The sequence below is a fragment of the Arthrobacter sp. D5-1 genome (assembly GCF_017357425.1).
GTDB lineage: Bacteria > Actinomycetota > Actinomycetes > Actinomycetales > Micrococcaceae > Arthrobacter.
Map to the genome: position 1 here is coordinate 4,091,003 of NZ_CP014571.1, position 26,480 is coordinate 4,117,482.

28 protein-coding genes are annotated in these 26,480 nt (G+C 63.0%); 21 read left to right on the plus strand and 7 right to left on the minus strand.

Going from position 1 to position 26,480, the window contains the following annotated elements:
* Nucleotides 1–5 precede the first annotated feature (5 nt).
* Together AYX22_RS18845 and AYX22_RS18850 are read right to left on the minus strand one after the other, a co-directional pair.
* On the minus strand, nucleotides 6–1,106 hold the full coding sequence (locus AYX22_RS18845) for an ImmA/IrrE family metallo-endopeptidase (RefSeq protein WP_207594948.1): 1,101 nt from the start codon (nucleotides 1,104–1,106) through the stop codon (nucleotides 6–8).
* A complete protein-coding gene (locus AYX22_RS18850) occupies nucleotides 1,103–1,486 on the minus strand; it encodes a hypothetical protein (RefSeq protein ID WP_207594950.1) in 384 nt (127 codons plus the stop codon). Before AYX22_RS18850 ends, AYX22_RS18845 begins: the two co-directional genes overlap by 4 nt.
* A gap of 408 nt (nucleotides 1,487–1,894) precedes the next feature.
* Between AYX22_RS18850 and AYX22_RS18855 the strand changes: the two genes are divergently transcribed.
* From AYX22_RS18855 to AYX22_RS18920, 14 genes are all read left to right on the plus strand, one after another.
* Nucleotides 1,895–2,698: a TIM barrel protein gene (locus tag AYX22_RS18855; protein ID WP_089596273.1), complete on the plus strand. Its 804-nt coding sequence runs from the start codon at nucleotides 1,895–1,897 to the stop codon at nucleotides 2,696–2,698.
* Between the two features lie 127 nt (nucleotides 2,699–2,825).
* Nucleotides 2,826–3,704 carry a 2-hydroxy-3-oxopropionate reductase gene (locus AYX22_RS18860; RefSeq protein ID WP_207594952.1) on the plus strand — a complete coding sequence of 293 codons (879 nt, stop codon included), beginning with the start codon at nucleotides 2,826–2,828 and terminating at the stop codon, nucleotides 3,702–3,704.
* Nucleotides 3,705–3,836: 132 nt separating this feature from the next.
* Nucleotides 3,837–5,612 (plus strand): glyoxylate carboligase, encoded by a 1,776-nt coding sequence (gcl, locus tag AYX22_RS18865; RefSeq protein ID WP_207594954.1) that lies wholly within the window; start codon nucleotides 3,837–3,839, stop codon nucleotides 5,610–5,612.
* A 28-nt stretch (nucleotides 5,613–5,640) separates the two neighbouring features.
* Nucleotides 5,641–6,807 carry a glycerate kinase gene (locus AYX22_RS18870; protein ID WP_207594956.1) on the plus strand — a complete coding sequence of 389 codons (1,167 nt, stop codon included), beginning with the start codon at nucleotides 5,641–5,643 and terminating at the stop codon, nucleotides 6,805–6,807.
* Nucleotides 6,800–8,149, plus strand: coding sequence for an allantoinase AllB (allB, locus tag AYX22_RS18875; RefSeq protein ID WP_144649355.1), 1,350 nt, complete (start codon nucleotides 6,800–6,802; stop codon nucleotides 8,147–8,149). Before AYX22_RS18870 ends, allB begins: the two co-directional genes overlap by 8 nt.
* Before the next feature lie 10 nt (nucleotides 8,150–8,159).
* Nucleotides 8,160–8,897 (plus strand): winged helix-turn-helix domain-containing protein, encoded by a 738-nt coding sequence (locus tag AYX22_RS18880; protein ID WP_207594958.1) that lies wholly within the window; start codon nucleotides 8,160–8,162, stop codon nucleotides 8,895–8,897.
* Between the two features lie 94 nt (nucleotides 8,898–8,991).
* Nucleotides 8,992–9,459, plus strand: a complete 468-nt coding sequence (gene bcp, locus AYX22_RS18885; protein WP_089596279.1) for a thioredoxin-dependent thiol peroxidase — start codon at nucleotides 8,992–8,994, stop codon at nucleotides 9,457–9,459.
* Between the two features lie 178 nt (nucleotides 9,460–9,637).
* On the plus strand, nucleotides 9,638–10,756 hold the full coding sequence (locus AYX22_RS18890) for a SpoIIE family protein phosphatase (protein ID WP_207594960.1): 1,119 nt from the start codon (nucleotides 9,638–9,640) through the stop codon (nucleotides 10,754–10,756).
* A gap of 23 nt (nucleotides 10,757–10,779) precedes the next feature.
* A complete protein-coding gene (locus tag AYX22_RS18895; RefSeq protein ID WP_207594961.1) occupies nucleotides 10,780–12,762 on the plus strand; it encodes a glycosyltransferase family 2 protein in 1,983 nt (660 codons plus the stop codon).
* On the plus strand, nucleotides 12,746–13,078 hold the full coding sequence (locus AYX22_RS18900) for an STAS domain-containing protein (RefSeq protein ID WP_089596282.1): 333 nt from the start codon (nucleotides 12,746–12,748) through the stop codon (nucleotides 13,076–13,078). The genes AYX22_RS18895 and AYX22_RS18900 overlap by 17 nt, the downstream gene beginning before the upstream one ends.
* Nucleotides 13,071–13,490: an ATP-binding protein gene (locus tag AYX22_RS18905; RefSeq protein ID WP_207594964.1), complete on the plus strand. Its 420-nt coding sequence runs from the start codon at nucleotides 13,071–13,073 to the stop codon at nucleotides 13,488–13,490. Before AYX22_RS18900 ends, AYX22_RS18905 begins: the two co-directional genes overlap by 8 nt.
* 202 nt (nucleotides 13,491–13,692) lie before the next feature.
* A complete protein-coding gene (locus AYX22_RS18910) occupies nucleotides 13,693–14,253 on the plus strand; it encodes a hypothetical protein (protein ID WP_207594966.1) in 561 nt (186 codons plus the stop codon).
* Nucleotides 14,253–15,347 (plus strand): C2 family cysteine protease, encoded by a 1,095-nt coding sequence (locus AYX22_RS18915; RefSeq protein ID WP_207594968.1) that lies wholly within the window; start codon nucleotides 14,253–14,255, stop codon nucleotides 15,345–15,347. Before AYX22_RS18910 ends, AYX22_RS18915 begins: the two co-directional genes overlap by 1 nt.
* Before the next feature lie 8 nt (nucleotides 15,348–15,355).
* Nucleotides 15,356–15,628 (plus strand): hypothetical protein, encoded by a 273-nt coding sequence (locus AYX22_RS18920; RefSeq protein ID WP_207594970.1) that lies wholly within the window; start codon nucleotides 15,356–15,358, stop codon nucleotides 15,626–15,628.
* Nucleotides 15,629–15,726: 98 nt separating this feature from the next.
* Here the strand turns inward: AYX22_RS18920 and AYX22_RS18925 are convergent, their stop codons facing one another.
* Both AYX22_RS18925 and AYX22_RS18930 read right to left on the minus strand, forming a co-directional pair.
* The gene (locus AYX22_RS18925) at nucleotides 15,727–16,821 is read right to left on the minus strand and encodes an alanine--glyoxylate aminotransferase family protein (protein ID WP_207594972.1); all 1,095 of its coding nucleotides are present in this window, start codon (nucleotides 16,819–16,821) and stop codon (nucleotides 15,727–15,729) included.
* Nucleotides 16,822–16,847: 26 nt separating this feature from the next.
* Nucleotides 16,848–18,092 (minus strand): MFS transporter, encoded by a 1,245-nt coding sequence (locus AYX22_RS18930; RefSeq protein WP_242703406.1) that lies wholly within the window; start codon nucleotides 18,090–18,092, stop codon nucleotides 16,848–16,850.
* A gap of 58 nt (nucleotides 18,093–18,150) precedes the next feature.
* Between AYX22_RS18930 and AYX22_RS18935 the strand changes: the two genes are divergently transcribed.
* The 7 genes from AYX22_RS18935 to purM all read left to right on the plus strand — a co-directional run bounded on the left by AYX22_RS18935 (nucleotide 18,151) and on the right by purM (nucleotide 23,920).
* Entirely contained in the window at nucleotides 18,151–18,624 is a 474-nt protein-coding gene (locus AYX22_RS18935) for a helix-turn-helix domain-containing protein (protein WP_207594976.1), read from the plus strand.
* A gap of 106 nt (nucleotides 18,625–18,730) precedes the next feature.
* On the plus strand, nucleotides 18,731–19,561 hold the full coding sequence (locus tag AYX22_RS18940; protein ID WP_207594978.1) for a phosphatase PAP2 family protein: 831 nt from the start codon (nucleotides 18,731–18,733) through the stop codon (nucleotides 19,559–19,561).
* Nucleotides 19,562–19,715: 154 nt separating this feature from the next.
* Nucleotides 19,716–20,225: a 2-oxo-4-hydroxy-4-carboxy-5-ureidoimidazoline decarboxylase gene (gene uraD / locus AYX22_RS18945; protein ID WP_207594980.1), complete on the plus strand. Its 510-nt coding sequence runs from the start codon at nucleotides 19,716–19,718 to the stop codon at nucleotides 20,223–20,225.
* Nucleotides 20,222–20,563, plus strand: a complete 342-nt coding sequence (uraH, locus tag AYX22_RS18950; RefSeq protein WP_207594982.1) for a hydroxyisourate hydrolase — start codon at nucleotides 20,222–20,224, stop codon at nucleotides 20,561–20,563. The genes uraD and uraH overlap by 4 nt, the downstream gene beginning before the upstream one ends.
* Nucleotides 20,564–20,654: 91 nt before the next feature.
* The gene (locus AYX22_RS18955) at nucleotides 20,655–20,987 is read left to right on the plus strand and encodes a hypothetical protein (RefSeq protein WP_207594984.1); all 333 of its coding nucleotides are present in this window, start codon (nucleotides 20,655–20,657) and stop codon (nucleotides 20,985–20,987) included.
* Between the two features lie 147 nt (nucleotides 20,988–21,134).
* Nucleotides 21,135–22,766 carry an amidophosphoribosyltransferase gene (gene purF, locus AYX22_RS18960; RefSeq protein ID WP_207594986.1) on the plus strand — a complete coding sequence of 544 codons (1,632 nt, stop codon included), beginning with the start codon at nucleotides 21,135–21,137 and terminating at the stop codon, nucleotides 22,764–22,766.
* A complete protein-coding gene (gene purM / locus AYX22_RS18965) occupies nucleotides 22,763–23,920 on the plus strand; it encodes a phosphoribosylformylglycinamidine cyclo-ligase (RefSeq protein ID WP_207594988.1) in 1,158 nt (385 codons plus the stop codon). Before purF ends, purM begins: the two co-directional genes overlap by 4 nt.
* A gap of 67 nt (nucleotides 23,921–23,987) precedes the next feature.
* Here purM and AYX22_RS18970 read toward each other — a convergent pair whose 3' ends face one another.
* The 3 genes from AYX22_RS18970 to AYX22_RS18980 form a co-directional block, all read right to left on the minus strand.
* On the minus strand, nucleotides 23,988–24,758 hold the full coding sequence (locus AYX22_RS18970) for a VOC family protein (RefSeq protein WP_207594990.1): 771 nt from the start codon (nucleotides 24,756–24,758) through the stop codon (nucleotides 23,988–23,990).
* Entirely contained in the window at nucleotides 24,755–25,537 is a 783-nt protein-coding gene (locus AYX22_RS18975) for a VOC family protein (RefSeq protein ID WP_207594992.1), read from the minus strand. The genes AYX22_RS18970 and AYX22_RS18975 overlap by 4 nt, the downstream gene beginning before the upstream one ends.
* A gap of 184 nt (nucleotides 25,538–25,721) precedes the next feature.
* Nucleotides 25,722–25,946, minus strand: a complete 225-nt coding sequence (locus AYX22_RS18980; RefSeq protein WP_011776148.1) for a DUF3073 domain-containing protein — start codon at nucleotides 25,944–25,946, stop codon at nucleotides 25,722–25,724.
* Nucleotides 25,947–26,480 lie beyond the last annotated feature (534 nt).

The following is a 26,480-nucleotide window of genomic DNA, read 5'->3' on the forward strand; positions in this document are numbered from 1 at the left end:
GTGGTTTATCTCTTCAACAGGAGGCAAGAACCATCGCGAACATACCGCCGTTTGAGATTGTTAAATTCGGAGTAATGCAGGACGCCACTACTCTGAAGCTGACCAAGAACCACACCAGGGCTGGTTCCAAGGCGTGACGCTAAACGCACTATGTCGCGCCTCGACGGCCTGTCGCCAAGTTCGGCATCAGAGCGCTCAGCGAAGGGCCAAAGTACGTTCGCAGCAAAAGAATTAGCTTCCCTCTCCATTTCGTCTTGTTCAAAGTCCCCTGGATCACCATCTATATGCAGCGGTGCTTCATTATGCAGCAAAAGATGGCCAATTTCGTGGAATAGTGAAAACCAAAACTGATCATCGGACAGAAATCTTCCGCTGAGTTGGATTAGAGCCGAACCGTCTTGCAGGACACGGCTGGCACCACTAGCCGCGCATCCTTCAGGTGTGGGTACAACGATGCAGGAAACACCACTGCGATGAAGTATTGCTTGGATTGCCGGCAAAAAAATCTCAGGATCGGGGCATCGAGTCAATTCTCGCAGATCAGGAATTGAGTTCGATAGGCTGACCCTATCCAAAGGGCCACCGTTGAATCCGACGTTTGCGAGCTCTCCCGCCCGAAGCCATGTCGATACAGAAGGGACCTGGTTCTGGAAGCTCGTAGAAGTTCTGAACTTAACTGTTTGGAGTTGATCAGAGTACGATTGGCGCCAAGCATCCAGTGTATCAGTACCAAAAAACTTCAGGCATGCTTCTATACGTTCCTGCCAATCTCGGGGAACTTCCAGCCAGGATAGGCGATTCATTGACTTTAGCGGCAGCGTCTCCACCCACCGGTCTGCTTCGACCAGTGCTTCCTGCTCTCTGAATCTCTGTTCGCGCCTGATCCAAAACGTTGTGCTCCCACCAAGACAGTTGGATAGAGACTCTGCCAGAGGCTGATCGATGTGTACTGTCCCCTGGAGTAGTCCTTCAAGCTCGCCCTCTTTGAGCCCGCATGAGGATTCGACCTGCGCCGGGCTTACTCCCTGACTATCAATGATATTCCGGATTGTGTCACCCGGAGCACTTGCCCACCGGGGGATAAATGTTTGCTCGGTTGCCATCATTTAATCTCCTGAATAGCAGTTAGCTGCAGTCGACTCACTTTTTCCCATGGAGAATCCGCTGAACCTGGATCGGGCATCTCGACATGATCCGCTCGCGCAATCAAGTAGTGCTGCTGGAGAACGTGAATTGGTATTCGGCTCAGAACGGAGCTGCTTAAATCGAGTCCTAAAGGAATATCCGTAAGGTACTCAGCGGCATCCAGGTCAGACAGCCTGGCTTGCAGCGAAGTCGCCAACTCAACTCCCAGTTGCCCGACGGCGAACTGCGAATCTGTACATGTCCGTCGGAGTCCTTGGGTCTTGAAGGTGAGTCTCAATCCGCGACTTTCTCTGATTCCATCAAACTCCTGCGCCACAACATACGTCAACGCATGAATCATATCGAAAACGGTAGCGTAGCGGCGGAGGCTCGCCTTGCCTTGCGGCCCAAGACTGGGCTCGAGGATGCCTAAGGCGCGCACTCCTACGCTACGCGACTTGAGCCCGTCGACCGATTGCGCTCTATCGAGCAGTCCCTTCCCTGATGAGGTCTGCGGCCGTGCGCAAGTTGGAAGCCAGTGATTCGGAATCTCCGTAAGGCGACCCGACTGTCCTCATCCGGACCGGAGTACTGCCTAGCGACCTTGGTATCCCAAACCCCCAACTCCCCCTTGACTCCCACCCCCACCTTGCCTAAACTTTTCATAAAGCAGAATCTAAATTCCACAAAGCGGAAACTGAAGCCAAGCACCAAGGCAGCAGCCAAGCAACGGAAGATAGATCAAAGCCCCTCCTCGGAAGGACCTACGATGACGTACACAGTGAACTGCTCCATCCTCCTGACGGAGCTGCCCTTGCTCGAGCGCCCCGCCGCCGCGAAGGCAGCCGGTTTTGACGCCGTCGAGTTCTGGTGGCCCTTCGAAACCTCCGTCCCCACCGACGCGCAAGTAACCGAGTTTGAAACTGCCATCAAGGACGCCGGCGTTCAGCTCACGGGCCTGAACTTTAACGCCGGCAACATGCCCGGCGGCGACCGTGGCCTGGTTTCCTGGAAGGGACGTTGCTCCGAGTTCAAGGACAACATCGACGTCGTAGCAGGCATCGGTGAGCGCCTCGGTTGCAAGGCCTTCAACGCCCTCTACGGCAACCGCCAGGACGAGTTCACCCCTGAAGAGCAGGACGAACTCGCGGCCAAGAACCTCGCCGCAGCAGCTGAAGGCGTCGCCCGCATCGGCGGCACCGTCCTCCTCGAGCCGGTCAGCGGCGCACCCAAGTACCCGCTCCTCACCGCCGAAGACGCACTCAAGGTCATTGCCCGCGTCAAGGCAGAATCCGGCGCACAGAACATCAAGCTCCTCGCCGACTTCTACCACCTGGCAGTCAACGGCGACGACGTCGAATCCGTCATCGAGAACCACGCCAAGGACTTCGGCCACATCCAGATCGCCGACAACCCCGGCCGTGGCGCTCCCGGAACCGGCACGCTCCCCCTCGGCGAATGGATCGCCCGCAGCCGCGAACTCGGCTACGACGGCTACATCGGCCTCGAGTACAAGGAACCGCAGGAATCGGCCTTCAGCTGGGCCATCCGTCAGCGCGCCAACGCCAACTAGGCCACGTAGACCCAACTAGGTAACAGCAAACGCTCCACTGAGCACTCAATACGACACTTACTGTCACCTAGTTGGGTAACACACCCGGGTTAAAACACACACAGACTTCCCCAGAAAGAGAACCACAATGAGCAACGTTGCAGTCATCGGACTCGGAATCATGGGCCTCCCCATGGCCATCAACCTCGTCAAGGCCGGCCACACGGTCACCGGCTTCAACCGCAGCCAGGACAAGATCGACAAGCTCGTCTCCGAAGGCGGCCAGGGTGCCACCAGCATCGCGGACGCAGTCAAGGACGCCGACGTCGTCATCACCATGGTCCCGGACTCCCCCGATGTTGAGGGTGTTGTCAGCGGCAAGGACGGCGTCTTCGCCAACGCGAAGAAGGGCACCCTCTGGATCGACGCATCCAGTATCCGCCCGGACGTCGCCAAGCGCCTCTCCGAAGACGCAGTCGCAGCAGGCATCCGCCCGCTCGACGCTCCCGTATCCGGTGGCGAACAGGGCGCCATCGACGCCGTTCTGTCCATCATGGTCGGCGGCGAAGCTGCCGACTTCGAGGCAGCACAGGATGTCCTCAACGCAGTGGGCAAGACCATCGTCCACGTCGGCCCGTCCGGTTCCGGCCAGACCGTCAAGGCAGCCAACCAGCTGATCGTAGCCGTCAACATCCAGGTTCTCGGCGAGGCCATCGCCTTCCTCGAGGCCTACGGCGTAGACACCGACGCAGCACTGAAGGTCCTGGGCGGCGGCTTGGCCGGCTCCAAGGTCCTCGACCAGAAGGGTCAGAAGATGCTCGACCGCAACTTCGACCCCGGCTTCCGCCTGGCCCTCCACCACAAGGACCTCGGCATCGTCACCTCCGCAGCCCGCGAAGCCAACGTCGCTGTCCCGCTCGGCGCACTCGTCGCCCAGCTCGTCGCCGCAACCGTCAACCAGGGCGACGGCGGCCTCGACCACTCGGGCCTCTTCAAGCAGGTCCTCCAGCTCAGCGGCCGGAAGTAAGCACCCCGGCAAAAGCCGGACCGAAACGAAAAGCAGGGAACCCGCCGTCGTACTTAAACGACGGCGGCTCCCTCACCACACCCAAAAACACCACAGACTTCGCCCGAAAGGGCAAAAAACAAGGAGTACACCATGGCAAAGATGCGCACCGTTGATGCGGCCGTAGCCATCCTGGAAAAGGAAGGCGCAACCGAAGCTTTCGGTCTGCCCGGCGCAGCGATCAACCCCTTCTACTCAGCAATGCGTGCCCACGGCGGCATCCGCCACACGCTGGCCCGCCACGTTGAAGGCGCCAGCCACATGGCTGACGGCTACAGCCGCGCAGCTGATGGCAACATCGGCATCTGCATCGGCACGTCGGGCCCCGCGGGCACGGACATGATCACCGGACTGTACGCAGCCCAGGCTGATTCCATCCCCATGCTCTGCATCACCGGCCAGGCACCCGTTGCCAAGCTGCACAAGGAAGACTTCCAGGCTGTGGACATCGAGTCCATCGCCAAGCCGTTGACCAAGTTCGCCATGACCATCCTGGAGCCGGGCCAGGTTCCGGGCGCCTTCCAGAAGGCGTTCCAGCTGATGCGCTCGGGTCGTCCGGGCCCGGTCCTGCTGGATCTGCCCATCGACGTTCAGATGGCCGAGATCGAGTTCGACATCGACGCCTACGAGCCCCTGCCCATCGAGAAGCCCAAGGCTTCCCGCAAGCAGCTCGAAAAGGCCTTGGACCTGCTGACCGCAGCCAAGCACCCTCTGATCGTTGCCGGTGGCGGCGTCATCAACGCCGGCGCTTCGGCCCAGCTGGTTGAGCTGGCCGAGATCCTGAACGTTCCGGTCATCCCCACCCTGATGGGCTGGGGCGCCATCCCGGACGACCACCAGTTGATGGCCGGAATGGTTGGCCTGCAGACCTCGCACCGCTACGGCAACGAGACGTTCCTGCAGAGCGACTTCGTGATCGGTATCGGCAACCGTTGGGCCAATCGTCACACCGGCGGCCTGGACACCTACACGGCTGGCCGTAAGTTCGTGCACATCGACATCGAGCCGACGCAGATCGGTCGCGTTTTCTCGCCGGACTTGGGCATCGCGTCCGACGCCGGTGCGGCGCTGGACGGTCTGTTGGAGCTGGCCCGCGAACGCCAGGCAGCCAAGACCCTGCCGGACTACTCGGGTTGGGTTGCCGAGTGCCAGGAGCGCAAGGGCTCCCTGCACCGCAAGACCAACTTCGACAACGTGCCCATCAAGCCGCAGCGCGTGTACCAGGAGATGAACAAGGCCTTCGGCCGCGACACCACCTACGTGTCCACCATTGGACTGTCGCAGATCGCCGGCGCGCAGATGCTGCACGTGTTCGGTGCCCGCAAGTGGATCAACGCAGGCCAGGCCGGCCCGCTGGGTTGGACCGCTCCGGCAGCACTCGGTGTAGTCAGGGGCACCCCGGACGCCACCGTTGTGGCCCTGTCCGGTGACTACGACTTCCAGTTCATGATCGAGGAACTGGCCGTGGGCGCACAGTTCAACCTGCCGTACATCCACGTTGTGGTGAACAACAGCTACCTGGGCCTGATCCGTCAGAGCCAGCGCGGCTTCAACATGGAGCAGAACGTTTCCCTGGCCTTCGAGAACATCAACAGCCCGGAAACCAACGGCTACGGCGTTGACCACATCAAGGTTGCCGAGGGCTTGGGCGTCAAGGCCATCCGCGTTGAGGACCCCAACGACCTGCCTGCCGCCTTCGACAAGGCCAAGGCACTGATGGGCGAGTTCAAGGTTCCCGTGGTTGTTGAAGTGATCCTGGAAAAGATCACCAACATCTCCATGGGCGTTGAGATCAACGGCGTGAACGAGTTCGAAGAGCTGGCAGAAACCGCGGCGGACGCACCCACCGCGATCCTGACCAAAGCGTAAGTAACAGTAAAAGAAGGGAGGCACCGGAATGCGTGTTGTCATCGCCCCGGACAAATTCAAGGGCTCGCTGTCCGCGCCCGACGTCGCCAAGCACCTGGCAACAGGCCTGCAGGCGGGGTTCGGCCAAGGCATTGAAGCAACACGCATTCCGGTGGCCGACGGCGGCGAAGGAACCATCGACGCCGCCATCGGCTCCGGCTTCACCCGCCGGACCACCACCGTCACCGGCCCGCTCGGCGAGCCAGTGAAGGCCGACTTCGCAGTGCGGGACCAGGAAGCTGTCATCGAAATGGCGGCAGCTTCCGGTCTCGCCCTCCTCCCGGACGGCCCCACGTCCCAGACGGCCAAGCAAGCAACCAGCATCGGCACGGGCGAACTGATCCGCGCCGCGCTGGACCTCGGCTGCCGCAAGATCATCCTGGGTGTTGGCGGCAGCGCCAACACTGATGCCGGCGCAGGAGTCCTCCAGGGCCTCGGGGCCGTCTTCCTGGACAAGAACGGCAACGAGCTCCCCGGCGGCGGTGCGGCACTCGCCGAAATCGACAGCATCGACTTCTCCAACTTCGACGTCCGCGTTGAGGCCACGGAGTTCGTATTGGCGTCCGACGTCGACAATCCCCTTTTGGGGGCCAGCGGAGCCCCAGCCATCTTCGGTCCCCAGAAAGGCGCGACGCCGGACGACGTCACCGAACTGGACGCCGCAGCAAGCCACTTCGTCAACGTCCTCGCGGCAACCACCGGGCAGCATGCCAAGTTCGCGGCCAAGGCAGAAGGCGCTGGAGCAGCAGGCGGCGTTGGCTACATTGCCATCGCGGCACTGAAGGCTGAGCGGCGGCCGGGTATCGACGTCGTGCTTGAATTCACTGAACTCGAGCGCAGGCTCAAAGGCGCCGACCTGGTGATCACTGGAGAAGGCAGCCTGGACGAGCAAAGTCTGCTCGGCAAGACCCCCATGGGCGTCTCACGGGCGGCACAAAGGAACGGGGTTCCCGTGATCGCAGTCTGCGGCCGGAGTACCCTGAGCCGGGAACAACTCACGGATGCCGGCTTCCATACGGTCCATGCACTGACCGATCTGGAAAAAGATGTCCAAAAATGTATCGCTGAAGCAGGTCCGTTGCTTGAACAATTAGGTAAGCACATAGGCGTGTACCTGGCGGAACGGACCGAAAACAAGGAGTACCTCAATGTCTGAAGCAATCGGCGCCTATGACCTCGTTATCCGGGGCCAGCGCATCCTGACCACCGCCGGCCTCGCAGCCCGCGAAGTTGGCATCCGCGACGGCGTCATCGTCGCCATCGAACCCCTGGGCAACGGCCTGACGGGCAACGAGGTCATCGAACTCGCAGACGACGAAACCCTCATCCCCGGCCTGGTGGACACCCACGTCCACGTCAACGAACCCGGCCGCACAGAATGGGAAGGCTTCGCCTCCGCCACCCGCGCCGCAGCAGCCGGTGGCGTGACCACCATCATCGACATGCCACTGAACAGCATCCCGCCCACCACCACCGTGGACGGCCTGGAGCAGAAGCGCGTGGTCGCCAAGGACCAGGCATTCGTGGACGTCGGATTCTGGGGAGGTGCCATCCCGGGCAACAAGGGCGACCTCCGCCCGCTGCACGACGAAGGCGTTTTCGGCTTCAAGTGCTTCCTCCTGCACTCCGGCGTGGACGAGTTCCCGCACCTGGACGCGGACGAGATGGAAGAGGACATGAAGGAACTCAAGTCCTTCGACTCCCTCATGATCGTCCACGCCGAGGACTCCCACGCGATCGACCGCGCACCTCACCCCGGCGGCGACCACTACGAGACCTTCCTGGCATCCCGCCCCCGCGGCGCCGAGAACAAGGCAATCGCCGAGGTCATCGAACGCGCCCGCTGGACCGGCGCCCGCGCCCACATCCTGCACCTCTCCTCCTCCGACGCGCTTCCCATGATCGCTTCGGCAAAGCGCGACGGCGTCAACCTCACCGTTGAGACCTGCCCGCACTACCTGACGCTCATGGCCGAAGAAATCCCCGACGGCGCCACGGCCTACAAGTGCTGCCCGCCGATCCGTGAGGCCTCCAACCGCGAGCTCCTCTGGAAGGGCCTGCAGGACGGCACCATCGACTGCATCGTCTCGGACCATTCCCCCTCCACACTGGACCTCAAGGACCTGGAAAACGGCGACTTCGCAGTGGCATGGGGCGGCGTTTCCTCGCTTCAGCTGGGCCTGTCCCTGATCTGGACCGAAGCCCGCCACCGTGGCATCCCGCTGGAACAGGTCGTCTCCTGGATGGCCGAGAAGCCCGCCGCCCTGGCCCGCCTGCACAACAAGGGCCAGCTCGCCCTGGGCTACGACGCCGACTTCTCCATCTTCGCCCCGGACGAGGCCTTCGTTGTGGACGTCACCAAGCTCAAGCACAAGAACCCGATCACGCCGTACGACGGCCGTCCCTTGGCCGGCGTCGTCCGCAAGACCTACCTGCGCGGCACACCGATCGACGGCCAGAACCCCGGCGGCAAGCTGCTCCGCCGCGGCAACGTTTAGGTCTACCGCCATGGCAGTCAATGCCTACGGGCCGCCGCCGTCGCGGGGAACTGCCGCGCGCCGGAACGGCATGACCGCACACGGCCTGGCGCTCTGGGTCAACCCGGCCGAGGGCGACGAGATCGATCCTGAAGTCTGGGAGCGGGCAGCACGTCTTGTGCTGGCCCGCGCCATGAAACTTGCCCCGGAGGCGGAAGTCCGCATCTGGCCCGCCACCGGGGCACAGCACTCCGGCGTCGGCGACACTTCCTGGGGCGGCACTCCGCAGGAAGCCGCCGACGCCGGTACCAACGGTTCTCTCTCGCTCGCCGATGCCCTCGCGGAGGCGCGTTCGGTGACCCGTTCGGATGCCGCTTCCGACGGCGGCGACCGCACCGAAGCGGGCGGCGGCACCGCCGTCGAGCCCGTAACGTTGGCGAGCCGCCGCAGCCAACTTGCGGTGGACCTCGCCGCTGAAGTAGTGCTGCTGGACGGCGAGCCCGTGGCCTTTACTGGCATGGAATACAAGCTGCTCCGCTACCTCGTGGTGAACTGCTCACGGGCCATCAGTCGTGAAGAATTGCAACGCTTCCTGGAGTCATTTGACCTCCCCGGCGCGGCATTTCGGTCGATCGACGTTTATGTTGGAAGGGTGCGGCGGAAGCTAGGCTCCGCCCGACACACCGTCGCCACCGTCCGTGGTGGCGGCTACCAGTTCGTGCCAGGCCCTTATGCCACAGTGCGCGGACCCGCGGAATACAGCATCTGATTTCGCTGTTCTACTTCATTGACTTCGTTCTTTGAATGATCGCTGTTGTTTGAAATGACCGCCGGTGCACACCGGTTGAATGTAAAGGATCGCCATGACCCAGAAACTCCTCGTCGGAACGCAAGCACCTGATTTCGCGCTTCTCGACGCCGACGGCACCAAGGTCTCGCTGTCCGACTACCGCGGACGCAACGTCATTGTGTACTTCTACCCGAAGGCAGCCACCCCCGGCTGCACCACCGAGGCTTGCGACTTCCGAGACAACCTCGCCAGCCTGCAGGGCAAGGGCTACGACGTCATCGGGATCTCCCCGGACGGCCCAGAGGACCTCGCGAAGTTCACCGGTGAATTCGCCCTGACCTTCCCGCTGCTCTCCGACGAAGACCACAAAGTGGCCCTCGCTTACGGCGCTTGGGGCGAGAAGCTGGTTGACGGCGAAATCGTCGAAGGCCTGGTCCGCTCCACCGTTGTCCTCGACGGCGAAGGCACCGTGAAGCTCACCCAGTACCAGGTCAGCGCCCAGGGCCACGTCCAGGCGCTCAAGGAAGAGCTGGGCGTCTAACCCTCTCTCACCTCCCGCGTGCTTGAGGGCAACCCTCTCTCACCTCCCGCGTGTTTGAGGGCAACCCTCTCTCATATAACTGAACAAAAGATGTAACGCCCGCCCACTTTTGTGAGCGGGCGTTTCATGTGTCGTGACTAAACGTGACAAATACCCAGCAGCATTAGTTAATGGAGCCATGGTCTCTTCCCCACCCGTGCGCCACGCTGTAGTCGTCGAAGATGATGCCGACATCCGCGGACTCCTCGTCCTGGTCCTCGAGCAGCTCGACTTTGTGGTGACCGAAGCACCTGACGGTCTGTCCGGCGTCGAGGCTGTCCGCAATACCAACGCGGAACTTGTGACCCTCGATGTGAATCTCCCGGACATTGACGGCATGGAAGTCTGCCGCCGGCTCCGCGAATTCTCGGACGCCTACATCCTCATGCTCACGGCACGCGCAGACGAGATTGACAGGCTCAACGGCCTGGACATCGGCGCCGACGACTACATCAACAAGCCCTTCAGTCCCAAGGAACTTCAAGCCCGTATCCGCGCGCTGTTCCGCCGGGCCCGCACGCCCGCCGCGCCGGCCGAGGACAGCGGCCAAACGGACGAACTCGAGCGCGCAGCAGTGGTGCAGAAGAGCCTCCTCCCCCGCGAAACAGTCCGCCTCGAAGGATACGACGTCGCAGGCGCCTTCCGCCCCACCCGCAGCGTAGGTGGGGACTTCTACGACTGGTACCAGACCCGCGACGGCATGCACCTGACGTTCGCGGACGCCATGGGCAAGGGCATGGGCGCGGCCTTGATCGCAGCCACCGTCCGTGCGGTGATGCGTTCAGTGGCCGACACTCCGGCCATCGACGCCGCTTTCGCCTCAGCCAGCGCCACCATCGCCTCGGACCTGGACCAGTCCGGCTCCTTCGCCACGATGTTCCACGCGCGGCTGGACGCTCCCTCCGGAAGGTTCAGCTACATCGACGCTGGCCACGGACTTGCCCTGCACATCCCGGCGGAGGGGGCAGCGCAGAGGCTTGTATCCGCCGGGCCCCCGGTGGGCATCCTCGACGGTCAGCACTGGCCCGCCGCTGAGCTCCTGCTGGAACCAGGCGACACGCTGGTAATCGTCAGCGACGGCGTACTGGACGCCCACGCTTCCCTCGAAGACTTCATCCGGAACGTCGAGAAGGCAGCGCGGAGCGAGGAAACGTCGGACGATGTGTGCGCGGCCTTGCTGGGGTTGGCCCCGGTCGAAACAGCCGAAGACGACGTGACCGCCGTCGTCGTTCGTAGAAAACCTGACGTCCAGCACTAAAGACCACAAAAAAGGGGGGGATTGTGACACGTTTCTGGACCCGGCTGTTGGTTGTTCTGACAGTCATCTTGGGCGTCAACTATGTGGCCTGGCGTTGGATGGCGTCGCTGAACTGGGACGCATGGTGGATCGCCGTTCCGTTGGTGATCGCTGAGACGTACAGCCTCATCGACGTGATGCTCTTCGGACTGACGGTGTGGAACCTGAAGATCCGCAAGCCCCCACCCCCTGCCCCGGCCGACGCCACCGTGGACGTTTTCATCACCACCTACAACGAGCCGCTGGACCTGGTGATGACCACGGCACTGGCCGCCAAGGACATCCGCTGGCCGCACAGCACCTGGATACTCGACGACGGCGATCGCCCCGAGATGCGCCAACTCGCCGAATCGAACGGGATTGGCTATGTGACGCGAGGCGCGGACTGGACACCGGACATGCCGCGGCACGCCAAAGCCGGCAACCTGAACAACGCACTGATGGTCACCTCGGGCGAATACCTGCTGATTCTCGACGCCGACCAGATCCCCGAGCCTGACATCCTGGACAAGACGCTGGGCTACTTCAACGATGACCGCGTGGCGTTGGTCCAGACCCCCCAATACTTCATCAACGTCCCCGCCGACGATCCCCTGGGCAGCCAGGCGCCGCTGTTCTACGGTCCCATCCAGCAGGGCAAGGACGGCTGGAACGCGGCGTTCTTCTGCGGCTCAAACGCGATCCTCCGCCGTGAAGCCCTCATGCAGCTCGGCCTGGTGGGCTACGTCAAAGCCACGGAGAAGAGTGTCCGTCGCGCCCTTGCTGCCTCCCGTTCGGCCATCAAAAAGGCACGGCGCTCCGAAGAGGCCCGCAACCCCTTGGTGGAGCAGATGCTCAACGAGGTGGAGGCAGCAACCAATACAGCCCAGCAGGAACTCGAAGCTCGCGTGTCCCTCAGCGAGATCACGTACCGGGTGCGGCGCAAAGTGGACGAGGCCGTGCGCACCCTCGTGGCTGCCGACTTCTCCGCGCTGCAGGCCGACCTTGAAGAGATCGCCGCGATGGAACTCGCCCACGTCGGCGAGTCCGGTGTGACCACTGTGGCGAGTGACGCCGTCGACCGTATGTCCGGCCGCGACTGGTCACCGTTGGGTGCGCTCGAGTCGGTCCACGCTGTCCTGGACGCCATCTCCGTGGAACGCACCGACGAAGCGCAGCCGATCATGCCACTGGCCACCATCTCAGTCACCGAGGACATGGCCACGGCAATGCGCATCCACTCGCTGGGCTGGAAGAGCGTCTACCACCACGAAATCCTCGCCAACGGATTGGCGCCCGAGGATCTCAAGACCATGCTCACTCAACGGCTCCGCTGGGCACAGGGCACCATGCAGGTCCTCCTTCGCGAGAACCCGTTGGTCCAGCCCAGGCTCTCGTGGGGCCAGCGGCTTATGTACTTCTCCACCATGTGGAGCTACCTCAGCGGCTTCGCGGCCGTGGTGTACTTCGCGGCGCCCATCATCTACCTGACGCTCGGCATCCTCCCGGTGAGCAGCCTCAGCTTCGACTTCTTCATCCGGTTCATCCCGTTCATGGTGGTCAACCAGCTGCTGTTTGTGGTGGCCGGGCACGGCATCCCCACCTGGCGCGGACAGCAGTACAGCCTTGCGTTGTTCCCCACCTGGATCAAGGCATGTACGACGGCGGCCCGGAACGTTTGGTTCGGTCGCCCCCTTGGGTTTGCCGTCACCCCCAAGGCGCGCCAGAGCGGCGGCCCGAGCTGGAGCCTGATCCGTCCGCAGATCATCGTGGCGGTGTTGTTGGCTATTGCGCTGGTGGTCGGGATCGCCCGCCTTTTGACTGGTCTTTCGGAGCCCCTCGGCACGCTGGTGAATGTCGCCTGGGTGGCATTCGACCTGGTGGTCCTGAGCGTGCTGGTCAAGGCAGTTTTGTACAAGGGTTTTGTCCCTGAAGATGTTGGGCCGGAGAGCCCCGAGGAAAGGAATGCAGATGCAGTTCAGCTATGAGGTCAAGGACTCCTACGCGGAAGTGAAGAGCGTGGGTCGCTTGAACATGGTGGCGGCACCCAAGCTCCGCGAAGTAGTGAACGAGGTTGTTGCCAGCGGCTCGAGCCGGGTAGTGGTCAACCTGGCAGAGACGGACTTCATGGACTCATCAGGCCTCGGAGCGCTCATCGGTTGCCTCAAAGCCGCGCGCCAGGCAGGTGGCGACCTCCGCATTGCCGGTGTGCAGCCGCAGGTGAAGATGGTCCTGGAACTGACCAACATGGACCGGGTGCTCACGGCGTACCCCTCAGCCGAGGAGGCGTTCGGCGATGACTGAGGTGATCGCCCACCGAGGGTTCCATGGGCCATCCAATGAGGACGCGATCGAGGCGATCCACAATGAGCTGGACGCTCTCTGGGACGATGCCTCCTTTGTACCCGATATGGATCGGATGACCTTTGCCACCGCAGTCATCGAGGCGGCCGCCAACATCGTTCAGCACGCGGTTCCTGTCGCAGAGAAGCCCGTGGAGATCGACGTGGACATCAGCGTCCGGCCCGCCCGGCTGGTCGCGAGGGTCAGCGCGTACAACGCCCGTGAGCCCTTCGCGAGCGACATGCAGGCGTCCATGCCAGACTCCGAAGCCGAATCCGGCCGCGGGTTGGCACTCATCGAAGCCCTGGTAACCACGGTGACGTTCGAACGCCAGGACGGCACCAACACCTGGGTCCTCACCCGCAACACCTGACCCTCTCTCACCTCCCGCGTGCTTGAGCCGAACCCTCTCTCACCTCCCGCGTGCTTCCCACCGGCCCTCTCTCACCTCCCGCGTGCTTGAGCCGAACCCTCTCTCACCTGTACGGGTTGTTCTGCCCATCGCCCAGAGCAACGCAACGTGAAAACATTCGGTGAGATCCGCCGTCGAACGCTAACTGGAACTGGGGACGAAAATGAACCGCCGCGTGCACCGCAAGCCTTGGGCGCTGGCTGCTGCCCTTACGGTGGCGGCGACTCTTGCTGCGGGGTGCAGCGGCACCCCCGACGGACCCACCCGCGAACCCAGCAGCGCGCCGCCAGTTACCGCCGAACCGGCTCCCGTGGCAGAAAGCGTCGCTAAGTACAATGCCCTGACCGCCGACCTTGTTGCGGCCTTGGAGGCAAAGATGCCGGACATCACGTGGTCCGTGGATGACCCTGCACGCCTGAGCCGCATCGACGACGGCAGGTGCATGCTCGCCCCACGGAGCATGAAGAGCAGCGCGGACATCGTGGAACCATCAAGGAGTTTCGAGGACGTCTTTGCGGTGGCGGATCCGGTCCTGAAAGAGCACGGATTCCCTTCCTTCGACGGCATTGACCCCGTGCCGGGCGGCTGGGTGGTCACGCGCAGCACTGACGCTGCGGGTGCCACGGTGACCATCCGATCGAAGTTCCCGGCTTACCTGGACGTCACTGTTCCGGTGAAATCCGAGAAGTGCGATACCAGCGAAATTCCTGAGGGGGGCAAGTAATGCCGGGATTTTACGGTGCTGACATTGAACAATTGCGGGCACTGGCAAAGACGATGTCGCGGCACTCGGAACGGATGACCTCCCTGTCCACGGAGCTGGGTCACCTCATCAGCAATGCGCGGTGGGATGGCCGGGACGCTGCGATGTTCCGGTCTTCGTGGGACTCCGAACACCGCCCCATGCTGAAGAAGATCTCCAGTGAACTGCAGTCCCAGGCCAAGGAGCTGATCCGCAACGCGGATGAGCAGGACAAGTCCAGCTCGGGAGCGTCGGGATCCTCCGGCTCCGATCATTCCGGGCGGGGAGATTCGAACCCGCCCGGCGACCCCGGTCCACTGGACCCGGACATGCCCGACGTCGATGTGCCCGGCGACGTCCGCAACGACCCCGACGCCGGCGACCCCAGCGACATCAACCAGGGACAGATCGGCGACTGCTGGCTGTTGGCAGGCATTGGCTCCGTGGCTCAGGTGCTGGAGCGCGAAGGCAAGCTGGACGAGTTCCTTGAGGAGCACATGCGCCCCGTCGGTGATCCCCCGACGCACTGGGTGGTCACCCTCTACGAAGACGGCGAGCCCGTGGAAGTCACTGTGGAGGCCAAGTCAACCGAAGGCGGTGTCCGCGGCGCTGACGGCGAACCCAACTGGCTATCCATCTACGAGCGCGCGGCAGCTGAGCACCGCGGCGGATCATACGACGACATCGACGGCGGATTCAGCAACGAAGCCATGGAACTGATGACCGGGCAGTCCGCCGATAAGGACGGCGAACTGAACTTTGATGACATCGAGGACAAGCTCGCCGACGGCCAGGCCATTTCCGTGGGCACCGAAGACGTCAAGGACGACGACTTCGACTGGGTCTGGGAGTCTGACGAAGTCAACCGCACCGACGTCGTGCCCAACCATGCCTACGTTGTGGTTGATGTGAAAACCAACGACGACGGCGAGAAAGTCATCGTCCTGGCGAACCCGTGGGGTCCGTCCGGCGGCTACTTGGAGGACGACGACGACCACAAGTCCGGCACGCTGGAACTGACCGAAGATGAGTACAAGGAAAACTTCGACTCCGTGTACTCCGTGGACGTGAAGTAAGGATGGCCGTGGAACAGCTCGTAACAGTCAAGCAAGGCATGCAGCCAACCTTCGACGGCGTCAAAGTGGGCGTGGTCAAAATCGGAATCGCCGACGGCGCCCCCGCTATCCAGTTCTGGATCCGCACCGCCGAACAACAGCGCAAGCAGGCCTTCCGCGAAGGGCAATCGGTCACGCTGCCGGGCGCGGGCTTGTTGACCATCACCTCGATTCAGCCCGCCGACGGCAGCACCGCCGCCTCCGCGACCTTAACGTACGACGCCGGTCACGTCACCGATTGACGGGTCGGGCGCCGGAAGGTGAGAGAGCGTCCCACCGAACCACGCGGGACGTGAGAGAGCGTCCCACCCAACCACGCGGGACGTGAGAGAGCGTCGGGCTAGGCTTTCGCGATCGCTTCCTTCAGCGCCCCCAGCACCAGGGTGACCGAGGCGCTGTTCGCGTTCGGTCCCATCATGCCGATGCGCCACACCGTGTCCGCGAATTCCCCCACACCCGAGCCGATTTCCATACTGAAGTTCTCCAGAAGGTAAGCGCGGACGGCAGCCGAGTTGACGCCGTCGGGCACTTTGACCGTGGTCAGGCTCGGCAACCGGGACCCCTCGGCGGCGAACAGTTCGAGTCCCATCTCCTGCAGCCCGTTCTGAAGAGCGGCGCCGGCAGCACGGTGCCGGGCCTGCACCACGTCCAACCCCTCGGCGAGGATCCGGTCCAGAGCAGCTTCGAGCCCGGCGATCATGGTGACGGGCGCTGTGTGGTGATACGTCCGGGCTCCACTGGCCGCTCCGACGTAACCACCAAGCAACCCGATGTCGAGGTACCAGGAGCGCGGATCTTTGACCCGGCGTTCGAAAGCGCGGTCGGACAGAGTGAACGGCGACAGTCCCGGCGGAACGCCCAGGCATTTCTGGGTTCCGGCGTATCCGACGTCGATCCCCCAGTCGTCCGCCAACAGTTCCAATCCGCCGATGGAGGTGACGGCGTCGGTGATCAGCAGGGCATCGCCCTTTCCGGCGCCCAGCGCGGCGATGTCGGAAAGTACACCGACGGATGTCTCAGCATGGACGGCGGCGATGACTTTCGGATGAGGATGCGCTGCGAGGACACGGTCGGCATCTACGGGCTGGCCCCATTCGTGGTCGACCCGGACCACCGTGGCCCCGCACCGCCGTGCGACCTCGCACATCCGCGCCCCAAACAGTCCGTTCACAGCGATAACTGCCACGTCGCCGTCGGACACGGTGTTCACGAAAGCCGCTTCCATCCCGCCGGAACCTGTGGCACTCAACGGGAGTGTCCGCGCATTGGAGGTTCCCCAAACAGTCCGGAGGCCCTCACAAGTGTGGTCAAGCCGTTCGATGAACACCGGATCAAGGTGCCCCAGCACCGGATAGGCCAGGGCGGCCATTGCTTCGGGGTAGCAATTGCCCGGGCCGGGACCGAACAGGAACCTGGACGTCAGAATGTCGGGCATGTGCGAACTCCTTCAGCTGGTTGAGGTCATTCTGCCCCAGCGTGCTGTGCGGAGCGAGCCAACCGCGCCTGACCGCTCGATTTGTACGGAATGAGCCGGTCCGTGCCCCAGAGCGCCAACGCGAGCGCAGCAAAAACCGCGCCCAGGACGCTGGCCCCGGCCCAACCCCAGGCATCGTAGACCGGCGCAACAGCTGCCGCACCCGCTGCGCTTCCCACGGAATAGAACACCATGTAGCTGCCGATAATGCTGCTGGCCGACTCCTCAGCTCCTGCCACGATCAAGGTCTGGCTGCTGACATGAACGGCCTGCACCGCAGCGTCGAGAACGATGATGCCGGCAACGAACCACAACAGCGACCAACCGCCGAGGGACAAAGCCACCCAGGAACCCAGGAGCGCAACGAGGCTCCACGCCGTGACCCGCTGCGCCCACCCACGGTCAGCCGCGGCGCCTGCCCTGGATGCGGCCACCACGCCGATCAGGCCGGCCAACCCAAACAGTCCGATCACGCTCGGCGGCAGATGCCACGCGGGACTGCTGAGCAGCAGGGACATACCGCTCCACAGCACCCCGAAGGACGCGAACAGCAGCATGGTGATCAGCGCCCGCGTACGGAATATGCGATCACGCCGCGTCAGGACCACCACCGATGAGACAGCCCGCCAGTACCCCACTTCTCCCCTCTCGGCCCGGTCTTGGGGCAGAGCGCGAAAAACCGCGACGGCGAGGACCGCACCTGCCACCGCAGCGAGAACGTAGACCGACCGCCATCCCCACAGGTCCGTCAGGCCTCCCGCCAGCGTCCGGGCAAGGATGATGCCACTCACGACGCCGGCCGTGACGGTGCCGATGTTTCCGCCCCTTTGGTCGGGGGTGCTGGAGGCTGCGGTGTACGCCACGATGGTCTGAACCACCGACGAGGCCAATCCAAGGAGCAGGAAGCCGCCCAGGAGGGCCGCCTGTGAATCTGCCAGGGCCACCACGGATCCGCCAAGTGCCGTCGCCGCGATGTGAAGGGTAATGAGCACCCGGCGGTTCATGACATCTCCCAAAGGCACCAAGAGAACCAGCCCCAGAAGGTATCCGGCCTGGGATGCGGCCACAATCCAGCCCACCGCGGACGTTGGAATCCCCAGGTCCGTCCCGATGCGCTCGAGCAGGGGCTGCCCGTAATAGATGTTGGACACCATGAATCCGGCCGCCACAGCGAGCAGGAACAACAAGCGACGGCCAAGTCCTCGGTTGGAATCCTTCAGGTGTGTGCTCACAGCGCCTCCGCAGTTGGTTTCATAATGCAACCATGTGACCTTATGGCAGAATGGTTTCATGTTGCAACCAAGTGAAGGTGGATGGACGGATCCTGAATGCCCCATCGCCAGAGCCGTGGACCTGGTGGGCGACAAATGGACCCTGCTCATCATTCGTGACTCGCTGGACGGAAAACGGCGCTTCACCGAATTCGAGAGATCACTGGGCGTGGCTAAGAACATCCTTTCGGACCGGCTCCGCCTCTTGGTGGAGAGAGGCATCCTGACCAGGATTCCCAACGAACGAGGCACCCGAAGCGAATACGAGCTGACCGATGCGGGGCGCGATCTGTTCACCCTGGTCCTCAGCCTCCGGCAATGGGGCGAGCGCAACGCCTTCACCCAGGGAGAGGAACATTCCGTCCTCATCGATCCCGTCTCGGGTCAGCCCGTCCCGGAGCTGCGGCCAACCAGTGAGGGCGGCAAAATGCTTGGCCCGGAGCAGACGCTGCTGGTCAAAGTGGGCCAACCGCTTCCTCACAACGCGACGTAAACGCGACGTAGCGCAACCTTGTCCGCATGGCACTCCCAGGAACCTCCGGGCAGCAACTGCTAAGGTTGCTCACCAATACTGAGGCCGCCACGGATAGGGGACATGAGTGACGACTGAAGGAAAAGAGGCGCCGGGGCAAGGCGTCCGCGGCGAAGTAAGCCAGGACAGGTTCATCGCCGGGCAGGACCTGACCAACTGGAAATCCCCCGCGGGCCGGACACTTGCCCGGGGCGCCGAAAAGGCCACGTCACTGCTGGGGCCCTACACCGCGCTCATCATCACCTTGATAGTAGGGCTCGCTGCAGCCCTCTCGCTGGCCCTGGTTTTCGGCGAAGTCTACGAGTCCGTGACGGAAGCCGACGGCGTTGCAGGTTTGGACGATCCCGTCCTGGCCGCAGCAAAGAGCGTCCGCTCTCCCGCCCTGGACTCAGCCACCACCGCCTATACGAATATTGGCGGCACCGTGGGCATGCCCATTCTTGCCGTTGGCATCATGATCTTCCTGGCCACCAAGCGGCGATCATGGACACCGGTCATCCTGATGCTTGCTGCCGGGCTGGGCTCACTGGTCATCACCATCTTGGGCAAGCCGATCTTCGGCCGCGCCCGCCCCGACATCGCGGACGCCATTCCTCCCTACGAGCATTCCGCATCCTTCCCCAGCGGCCATTCACTGAACTCCATCGTGATTGCCGGCATCGTGGCCTACCTGATCATCCTGCGGCTCAAGACCTTGCGGGCACGGGTCGTCACCATACTTGTGGCCGGGGTCTTTGCCTTCACCATGGGCCTTAGCCGCGTCTACCTTGGCCACCACTGGCTGACGGATGTGCTGGCAGCCTGGGCTATCGGCGTGGCATGGTTGGCCTTGGTAATCACCGCCCATCGCCTGTACCTGACAGTGCGGACACGGCGCCACAGGACGGTAGTCTCTTGACACCGGGCCGATCACTCGGCTTAACTGAATTACGTATGCTGAAATAACAGTTCCATGATGCGGAAGCTTGAAGCAAAGGCTTCCTCTTGCACCAGCAGGAGTTCCGCATAGCCCACACCATGGATGCCAGCATTTGCACGAGGATGTCACAAGCATGGAGCTTGCAGAATTCAACAGTGTTGACCGGGACGAGGCCATCAGGATCCTGACCCCCTGCCTGGATATCAGCCGCTGGGTGGAGGCCATCGCTGACGCGCGGCCCTTCGCCACCGTCGACGAACTGCTGGGCCACGCCCAGCGCGCCGCCGAACCGTTCACCACCGCCGAGGTGGAGTCAGCCATGGCACACCACCCCCGCATCGGCGAACGCCCCAAGGCCCAGACCACCGAGGCCGCAATGTCGCGTTCGGAGCAGGCCGGAGTGGATCCTGGAGACAGCCACACCACCACCGCCCTGGCTGAGTGCAACCGCGCCTACGAGGAAGAGTTCGGCAGGGTCTTCCTGATCCGTGCCGCCGGCCGCAGCGCCCAGGAGATCCTCAGCACCCTTCAGGAACGCATCACCCACACCCCCGAAGAAGAAGACACAATTGTGGCTGGACAGCTGCGGGAGATCGCATTGTTGCGCCTCTCCGGCTTGGTCAGCGAAGGAGTCAACGCATGAGCGCTTCACAAGTAACCACCCACATCCTGGACACAGGTTCCGGCCGCCCGGCGGCGGGTGTCGCCGTCGTACTTTATGTCCGTGAAGGTGACAACTGGACCCTGGTGGCGAAGGGTGAAACCGACGCCGACGGGCGCATCAAGACCCTCGGACCGGAGCGGATTCCGGGCGGCGCTTACCGGCTGAATTTCGCCACCGGCGCCTACTACGAGGGCCTCGGCACTGAGACGTTCTTCCCTGAAGTGGACCTGAACTTCACAGTTTCCGACGCCGGCGAGCACTATCACGTGCCGCTCCTGCTGAGCCCGTTCGCATTCTCGACGTACCGCGGCAGCTGACCCATTCCCGCCGAGTTCCAGTTAATGCCAATGTTCTTCAAGGACATTGGCATTAACTGTCGAATCGGCGGGGAACGGTACGCTTGAAGGCATGGCTTCAGAGGACACTACCCCCAACTCCGCCCGCCGCGAGATCACGGTCCGCCGGGCACCCAAGTTTGTACCCTTCATGATTTTGGGAGCAGTGGTTGGTGCAATCGTGGCCGCCATCATCGCGTACGGCCGCCAAGCCGACCCCGCTTTCGACGCCGGAACAGTGTTCGGCTTCTTCCTCATCGTTTGTGCGGGCGGCGGCGTCATCCTCTTCTCCATCCTTGCCCTGATCCTGGACCGCATCAGCGTCAAGCGCTCACAGCGCGCCGTGGTTGAGCCCGTTCCGGATTCGGTTCCGGACGAAGGACCAGAGAACGACGACGTCCGCTAAGTCGGGCGCCCGGCCCGCCTCTTCGGAGGGGAGCCAAATGTGAGACACACCGCATTTTCGACGGAACACCCCTGTTCTGCGCCCAATCAAAGGGTCACATAGGCTGCGGGGGAACGTACCACGGCCACAACATGAGACAATCGACCAGTGGCACGTGGCGACGGAAAACTTTCTCATGATCTTCTCCCCGGCGAAAAAGGCCCTCAGGACGCTTGTGGCGTCTTTGGGGTTTGGGCTCCCGGTGAAGAAGTAGCAAAACTCACCTATTACGGGCTGTATGCGCTGCAGCACCGCGGACAAGAATCGGCTGGTATAGCTACCAGTGACGGCAAGCGCATTAATGTCTATAAGGACATGGGCCTTGTGTCCCAGGTCTTCGATGAGACAACCCTGAACACCCTTACCGGGCACTTGGCTGTTGGCCACTGCCGGTACTCCACCACCGGTGCAAGCCACTGGGCCAACGCGCAGCCAACCCTGGGTGCGACAGCAACCGGCACTGTTGCCTTGGCCCACAATGGCAACCTGACCAACACCGCTGAGCTCCGGGAAATGATCCTTGAGCGCAACGACGGCCAGCTGACCGGTGAAATGAAGCAGGGCAACACCTCGGACACCGCGCTGGTGACCGCGCTCCTTGAGGGCGAAGAGGGCAAGACCCTGGAGCAGACTGCACTGGAGCTGCTGCCCAAGATCAAAGGTGGCTTCTGCTTCGTCTTCATGGACGAAGGAACCCTCTACGCAGCCCGCGATACCTACGGCATCCGTCCGCTGTGTCTTGGCCGCCTGGACCGCGGCTGGGTTGTCGCTTCCGAGCAGGCAGGCCTGGCCACTGTTGGTGCGAGCTTCATCCGCGAGATCGAGCCGGGCGAGTTCATTGCCATCGACGAGGACGGCGTCCGTTCGCAGCGCTTTGCCGAGGCAACCCCTGCCGGCTGCGTCTTCGAGTACGTGTACCTCGCCCGTCCGGACGCTGCCATCGCCGGCCGCTCCGTGTACGAGGCACGCGTTGAGATGGGCCGCCAGTTGGCCCGCGAAAACACGCACGAGGCCGACCTCGTCATTCCCGTTCCCGAGTCCGGTACCCCCGCAGCTGTTGGGTACGCCGAACAATCCGGAATCCCCTTTGCCCATGGCTTCGTCAAGAACGCCTACGTGGGCCGCACGTTCATCCAGCCGTCGCAGACCCTGCGCCAGCTGGGTATCCGGCTCAAGCTCAATGCCCTGGAATCCGTGATCCGCGGAAAGCGCATTGTGGTGGTGGACGATTCCATCGTTCGCGGCAACACCCAGCGCGCCATCGTCCGGATGCTCCGGGAAGCCGGTGCCGCCGCGGTGCACGTCAAGATTTCTTCCCCTCCTGTCCAGTGGCCCTGCTTCTACGGCATCGACTTCGCGTCCCGCGCGGAACTGATCGCCAACGGCGCCACCATCGAGGAGATCTCCCAGGCCATCGGCGCTGACTCGCTGGCCTACATCTCCGAGGACGGCATGATCGGCGCTACCCAGCAGCCGCGCGAACGCCTCTGCACGGCCTGCTTCACCGGCAAGTACCCCATCGAGCTGCCGCACGCGGACAAGCTGGGCAAGAACCTGCTGGAACGCACGGACCTGGGCGGCCTGGAACCAGCTGCCCAGTCCGAGTCTGTGGACGATTCCGAGGATCCGGCCGACAAGCCGGGCGCCACGGGTTGCGATCCCGGACCCGACGCCGAATTCGAGAACCTGCTGACCGACGCTGATCGTTTGACCGACGCCGACAAGAAAGAGTCTGTATGAGCTCCGCAACCCCCGCCGCTGGAAGCACCCCGAACAAAACAGGCATCACCTACGCTTCTGCTGGTGTCGACGTTGAAGCGGGCGACCGCGCAGTCGAACTCATGAAGGGCGCCATCAAGGCGACACACAACTCTTCGGTGATTGGCGGCGTCGGCGGTTTCGCTGGCCTGTACGACGTCTCCAAACTGCTCACCTACAAGAAGCCGCTGCTGGCCACGTCCACTGACGGTGTTGGCACCAAGGTAGCCATCGCGCAGGCCATGGACATCCACGACACCATCGGTTTCGACCTGGTGGGCATGGTGGTGGACGACATCGTCGTTGTAGGTGCTGAGCCGCTCTACATGACCGACTACATCGCGTGCGGCAAGGTTGTTCCGGAGCGGATCGCAGACATCGTCCGCGGTATCGCTGCTGCCTGCTCCGTTGCCGGCACCGCCCTGGTGGGTGGCGAAACCGCTGAGCACCCGGGCCTCCTGGGTGAGCACGAGTACGACGTCGCAGGTGCCGCAACCGGCATCGTCGAGGCCGACGCCCTCCTCGGCCCGGACCGTGTCCGCGCCGGTGACGTCGTGATCGGTATGGCCTCCTCGGGCCTGCACTCCAACGGCTACTCACTGGTCCGCCGCGTCATCAACCACGCCGGTTGGGCCCTGGACCGCCAGGTTTCCGAGCTCGGGCGCACCTTGGGCGAAGAACTCCTGGAGCCGACCCGCGTTTACGCAGCTGACTGCCTCGACCTTGCCCGCACCTTCCCCGTTACGGGCGGCGCGGCAGTCCACGGCTTCAGCCACGTCACCGGTGGTGGCCTGGCCGCCAACCTGGCCCGCGTCCTCCCGCAGGGCCTCGTGGCCACGGTTGACCGCAACACCTGGGAACTCCCGGCCATCTTCAAGCTGGTCTCCGAGCTCGGCAACGTGCCGTTGGCCGACCTGGAGCGCACGCTGAACCTCGGCGTGGGCATGGTTGCCATTGTTTCCGCCGAAGCAGCAGACGCTGCAGTGGCCCGCCTCAATGACCGCGGCCTTCCGTCCTGGGTCATGGGCACCGTCTCGGCTGACAGCGACTCGATCGACAAGACCGGCCCGGACTACGTCCAGGGCGCCAAGGGCGTCGACGGCGGCGCCGTCCGTTTGGTGAACGCGTACGCCTAAGAGATATATCGCCTCTTAGAAAGAGCGGCCGGGCAGTCTTGGACTACCGGCCGCTCTTTTGCTCTTCCTAGACCTGGATCAGGCTCAGGATTCCGCCCTGCGGGTCCTGGATGGTGGCCAGCGATCCCATCTCGGGCTTGTCCTCCGGCTCCACGAGGAGCTCTCCCCCGGCTGCGACTGCCGCTTCCACGGCTTTGCGCAGGTCCGCTACACCGAAGTAGATCTGCCAACCAGCCTCGTCGCCTTCATCGGCAGGAACGATACCGGCTACTTCGTCGCCCTTGACCATCAGCGTGCTGTAGCTGCCGCCGTCGTCCTGGGGGTATTCGGTGACCTCATGACCGAAAAGCTGCTGGAAAAACGCGACGGCGGACTGTGGCTCGGGCGTCAACAGTTCAGCCCACGCCAATGCGCCGGGCTCATTGAACAGATGACTTCCCACGTGCGTTCCAGCCTGCCAAACGCCAGTGGTTCCGCCGCCGGGGGGTTCGATGAACGCCAGGACCCCCGTGTCCGCGACAGCCTCGGGACCAAACTGGAGCTTGCCGCCTGCGTGAACGGCGTCGTCGGCAATTTCTTCAGTGTCCGTGGCAGCGAAATAGATGTTCCACTGGCCATGCGTTCCGGCCGCCTCCTGCATGGGGTTCTGCGGCGCGATCACGGCCACCAGTTGATCCTTGACGAAGGCTTGCGCGTAGCTTCGGCCATCAGGAGTGGGAAGGTCCTTGAAACTCCACCCGAAGACCTGGTGATAGAAATCCTTGGCCGCGGCCACGTCCCTGGTCTGAAGGTCAGCCCAGCACGGCTCACCGCTGGCGTAACGTTTCCGTGCCGTCATGCTTCAAGCCCCGTCATGATGCTGAATGCTGCCCCGGCAGGATCCATGAGGACGGCCATGCGACCTACTCCCGGCACGTCGAAGGCCGGGGCTATGACGTGGCTGCCCAACTCAACGGCCTGCCCCAAGGTGGCATCAATGTCCACCACGTTGAAGTAGGTCATCCAGAACGGCGACAACCCCTCAATAGGCAGCTTCAGGGCACCTGCAACCCGTCGTCCCTCCACCAGCAGGCTGGTGTACTCCTGCAGGTCACCGGCAGGTTCAGTTTCGCTGGCGCACCCTGTCACAGCCTCGTAGAACGCTACAGCTTTGGGGACGTCATGTGTTTGCAGCTCATTCCAAATCATGGTGCCCGGTTCATTGACCAGGCCGGATCCCGGGTGATTGCCTGCTTCCCAGAACCCGATCTGGGCTCCGGTGGGATCTGTGGCGAAGAACATACGCCCTGAGCCGTTCGGGACGGAGTCGGGAGGGGAAAGCAGGGTTCCTCCAGCCGCTTCCACGCGCTGCGCCGCTTCATCTGCCGAGTCCACCGCCAGGTAATTTGCCCAGTAGGACGGCATCCCTTCCGGAGCATCGGGCATCTGCTGCATCATGCCCGCGACGTAGCGGCCTTTGAGCTTTGCCATGTAATAGGTCATACCGTTCCCGGCGTCCATGGCATCCAGCTCCCATCCGAAGAGGTCGCTGTAGAACTTCCTGGAAACGTCAATATCGTTGGAGGAAAGGTCCACCCAACATGGTGTCCCCTGCTTGTAGCTGTCAGCCTCCGGCATGGCGTTCCTTTCGATGCACTCGAACCTCCAGCCTACGCAAAAAAGGGCCCTCAGGGTACGCCAATGATTGGCGTGCCCTGAGGGCCCTTTTCAAAAGATATACGGCATCCGAAAATGCGCGTTGACCTTGAAGTACGACGGCGGTGCGCTACTCAGTGCCTACGGCACCTGTTGGTTGCGACAGCTATCCGATCCGGCGGGTGTCAACCTCGTCGTCGTCGTCTTCCGCGTACTTATCCTCATAAGCCGAATAGTCCGGCTCCGGGGGATCGTCGGGGAAGTGGCTCTTGACACGACTGGACGGACCCGTGAGCTCCCGCTCAAGTGCCGAATAGTCAGTGTTCGGGGAGTAGTACTTAATATCCCGAGCCTGCTTGGTAGCTTTTGCCTTTTGACGGCCGCGCCCCATGGCGTGACCCCCTTTTGTACTTGGACCGGAGGTGGTCACCTTGGCTATCGGTGAGGCCCCGGAATGTTTGGTCAATTTGTCGTATGTCTAGATTACATGCTTTCAGGAGTGCCTGCGCGCCACCACAGGCCCGCGCGCCTGCCGACTCAGGCCAAAACCACGGCCAAACACCTCCCCGGAGGCCAAAAATTGGGTAGAGTCTGCCTCAATGCGGCGTCACAGCAGGAAGGCACACTCCGGAAATGAGCCAGGACAACACTCCACCGCGCGATGGTTCACCACGCGAAGGGGACAAGGATGGGGTGCCGCCCGCGCCCAAAAACCCACCGCATGCAGCTGGTGAGCAGCCACCCCGGGTCCCTGGCGATCAGCCACCCGCGGCGGGTGAGCAGCCACCCACAACCCCGTTGACGCCGCCGTCGGGACTTCAGCCGGATCCTGCACCCGAGCTCGACCCTGATTTCGTGCCCGACCCAGGTTCACAGCCGGATCCCGCCCTGCCCCCCAGCGACGGGCAAGCACCTTCTTACGAAA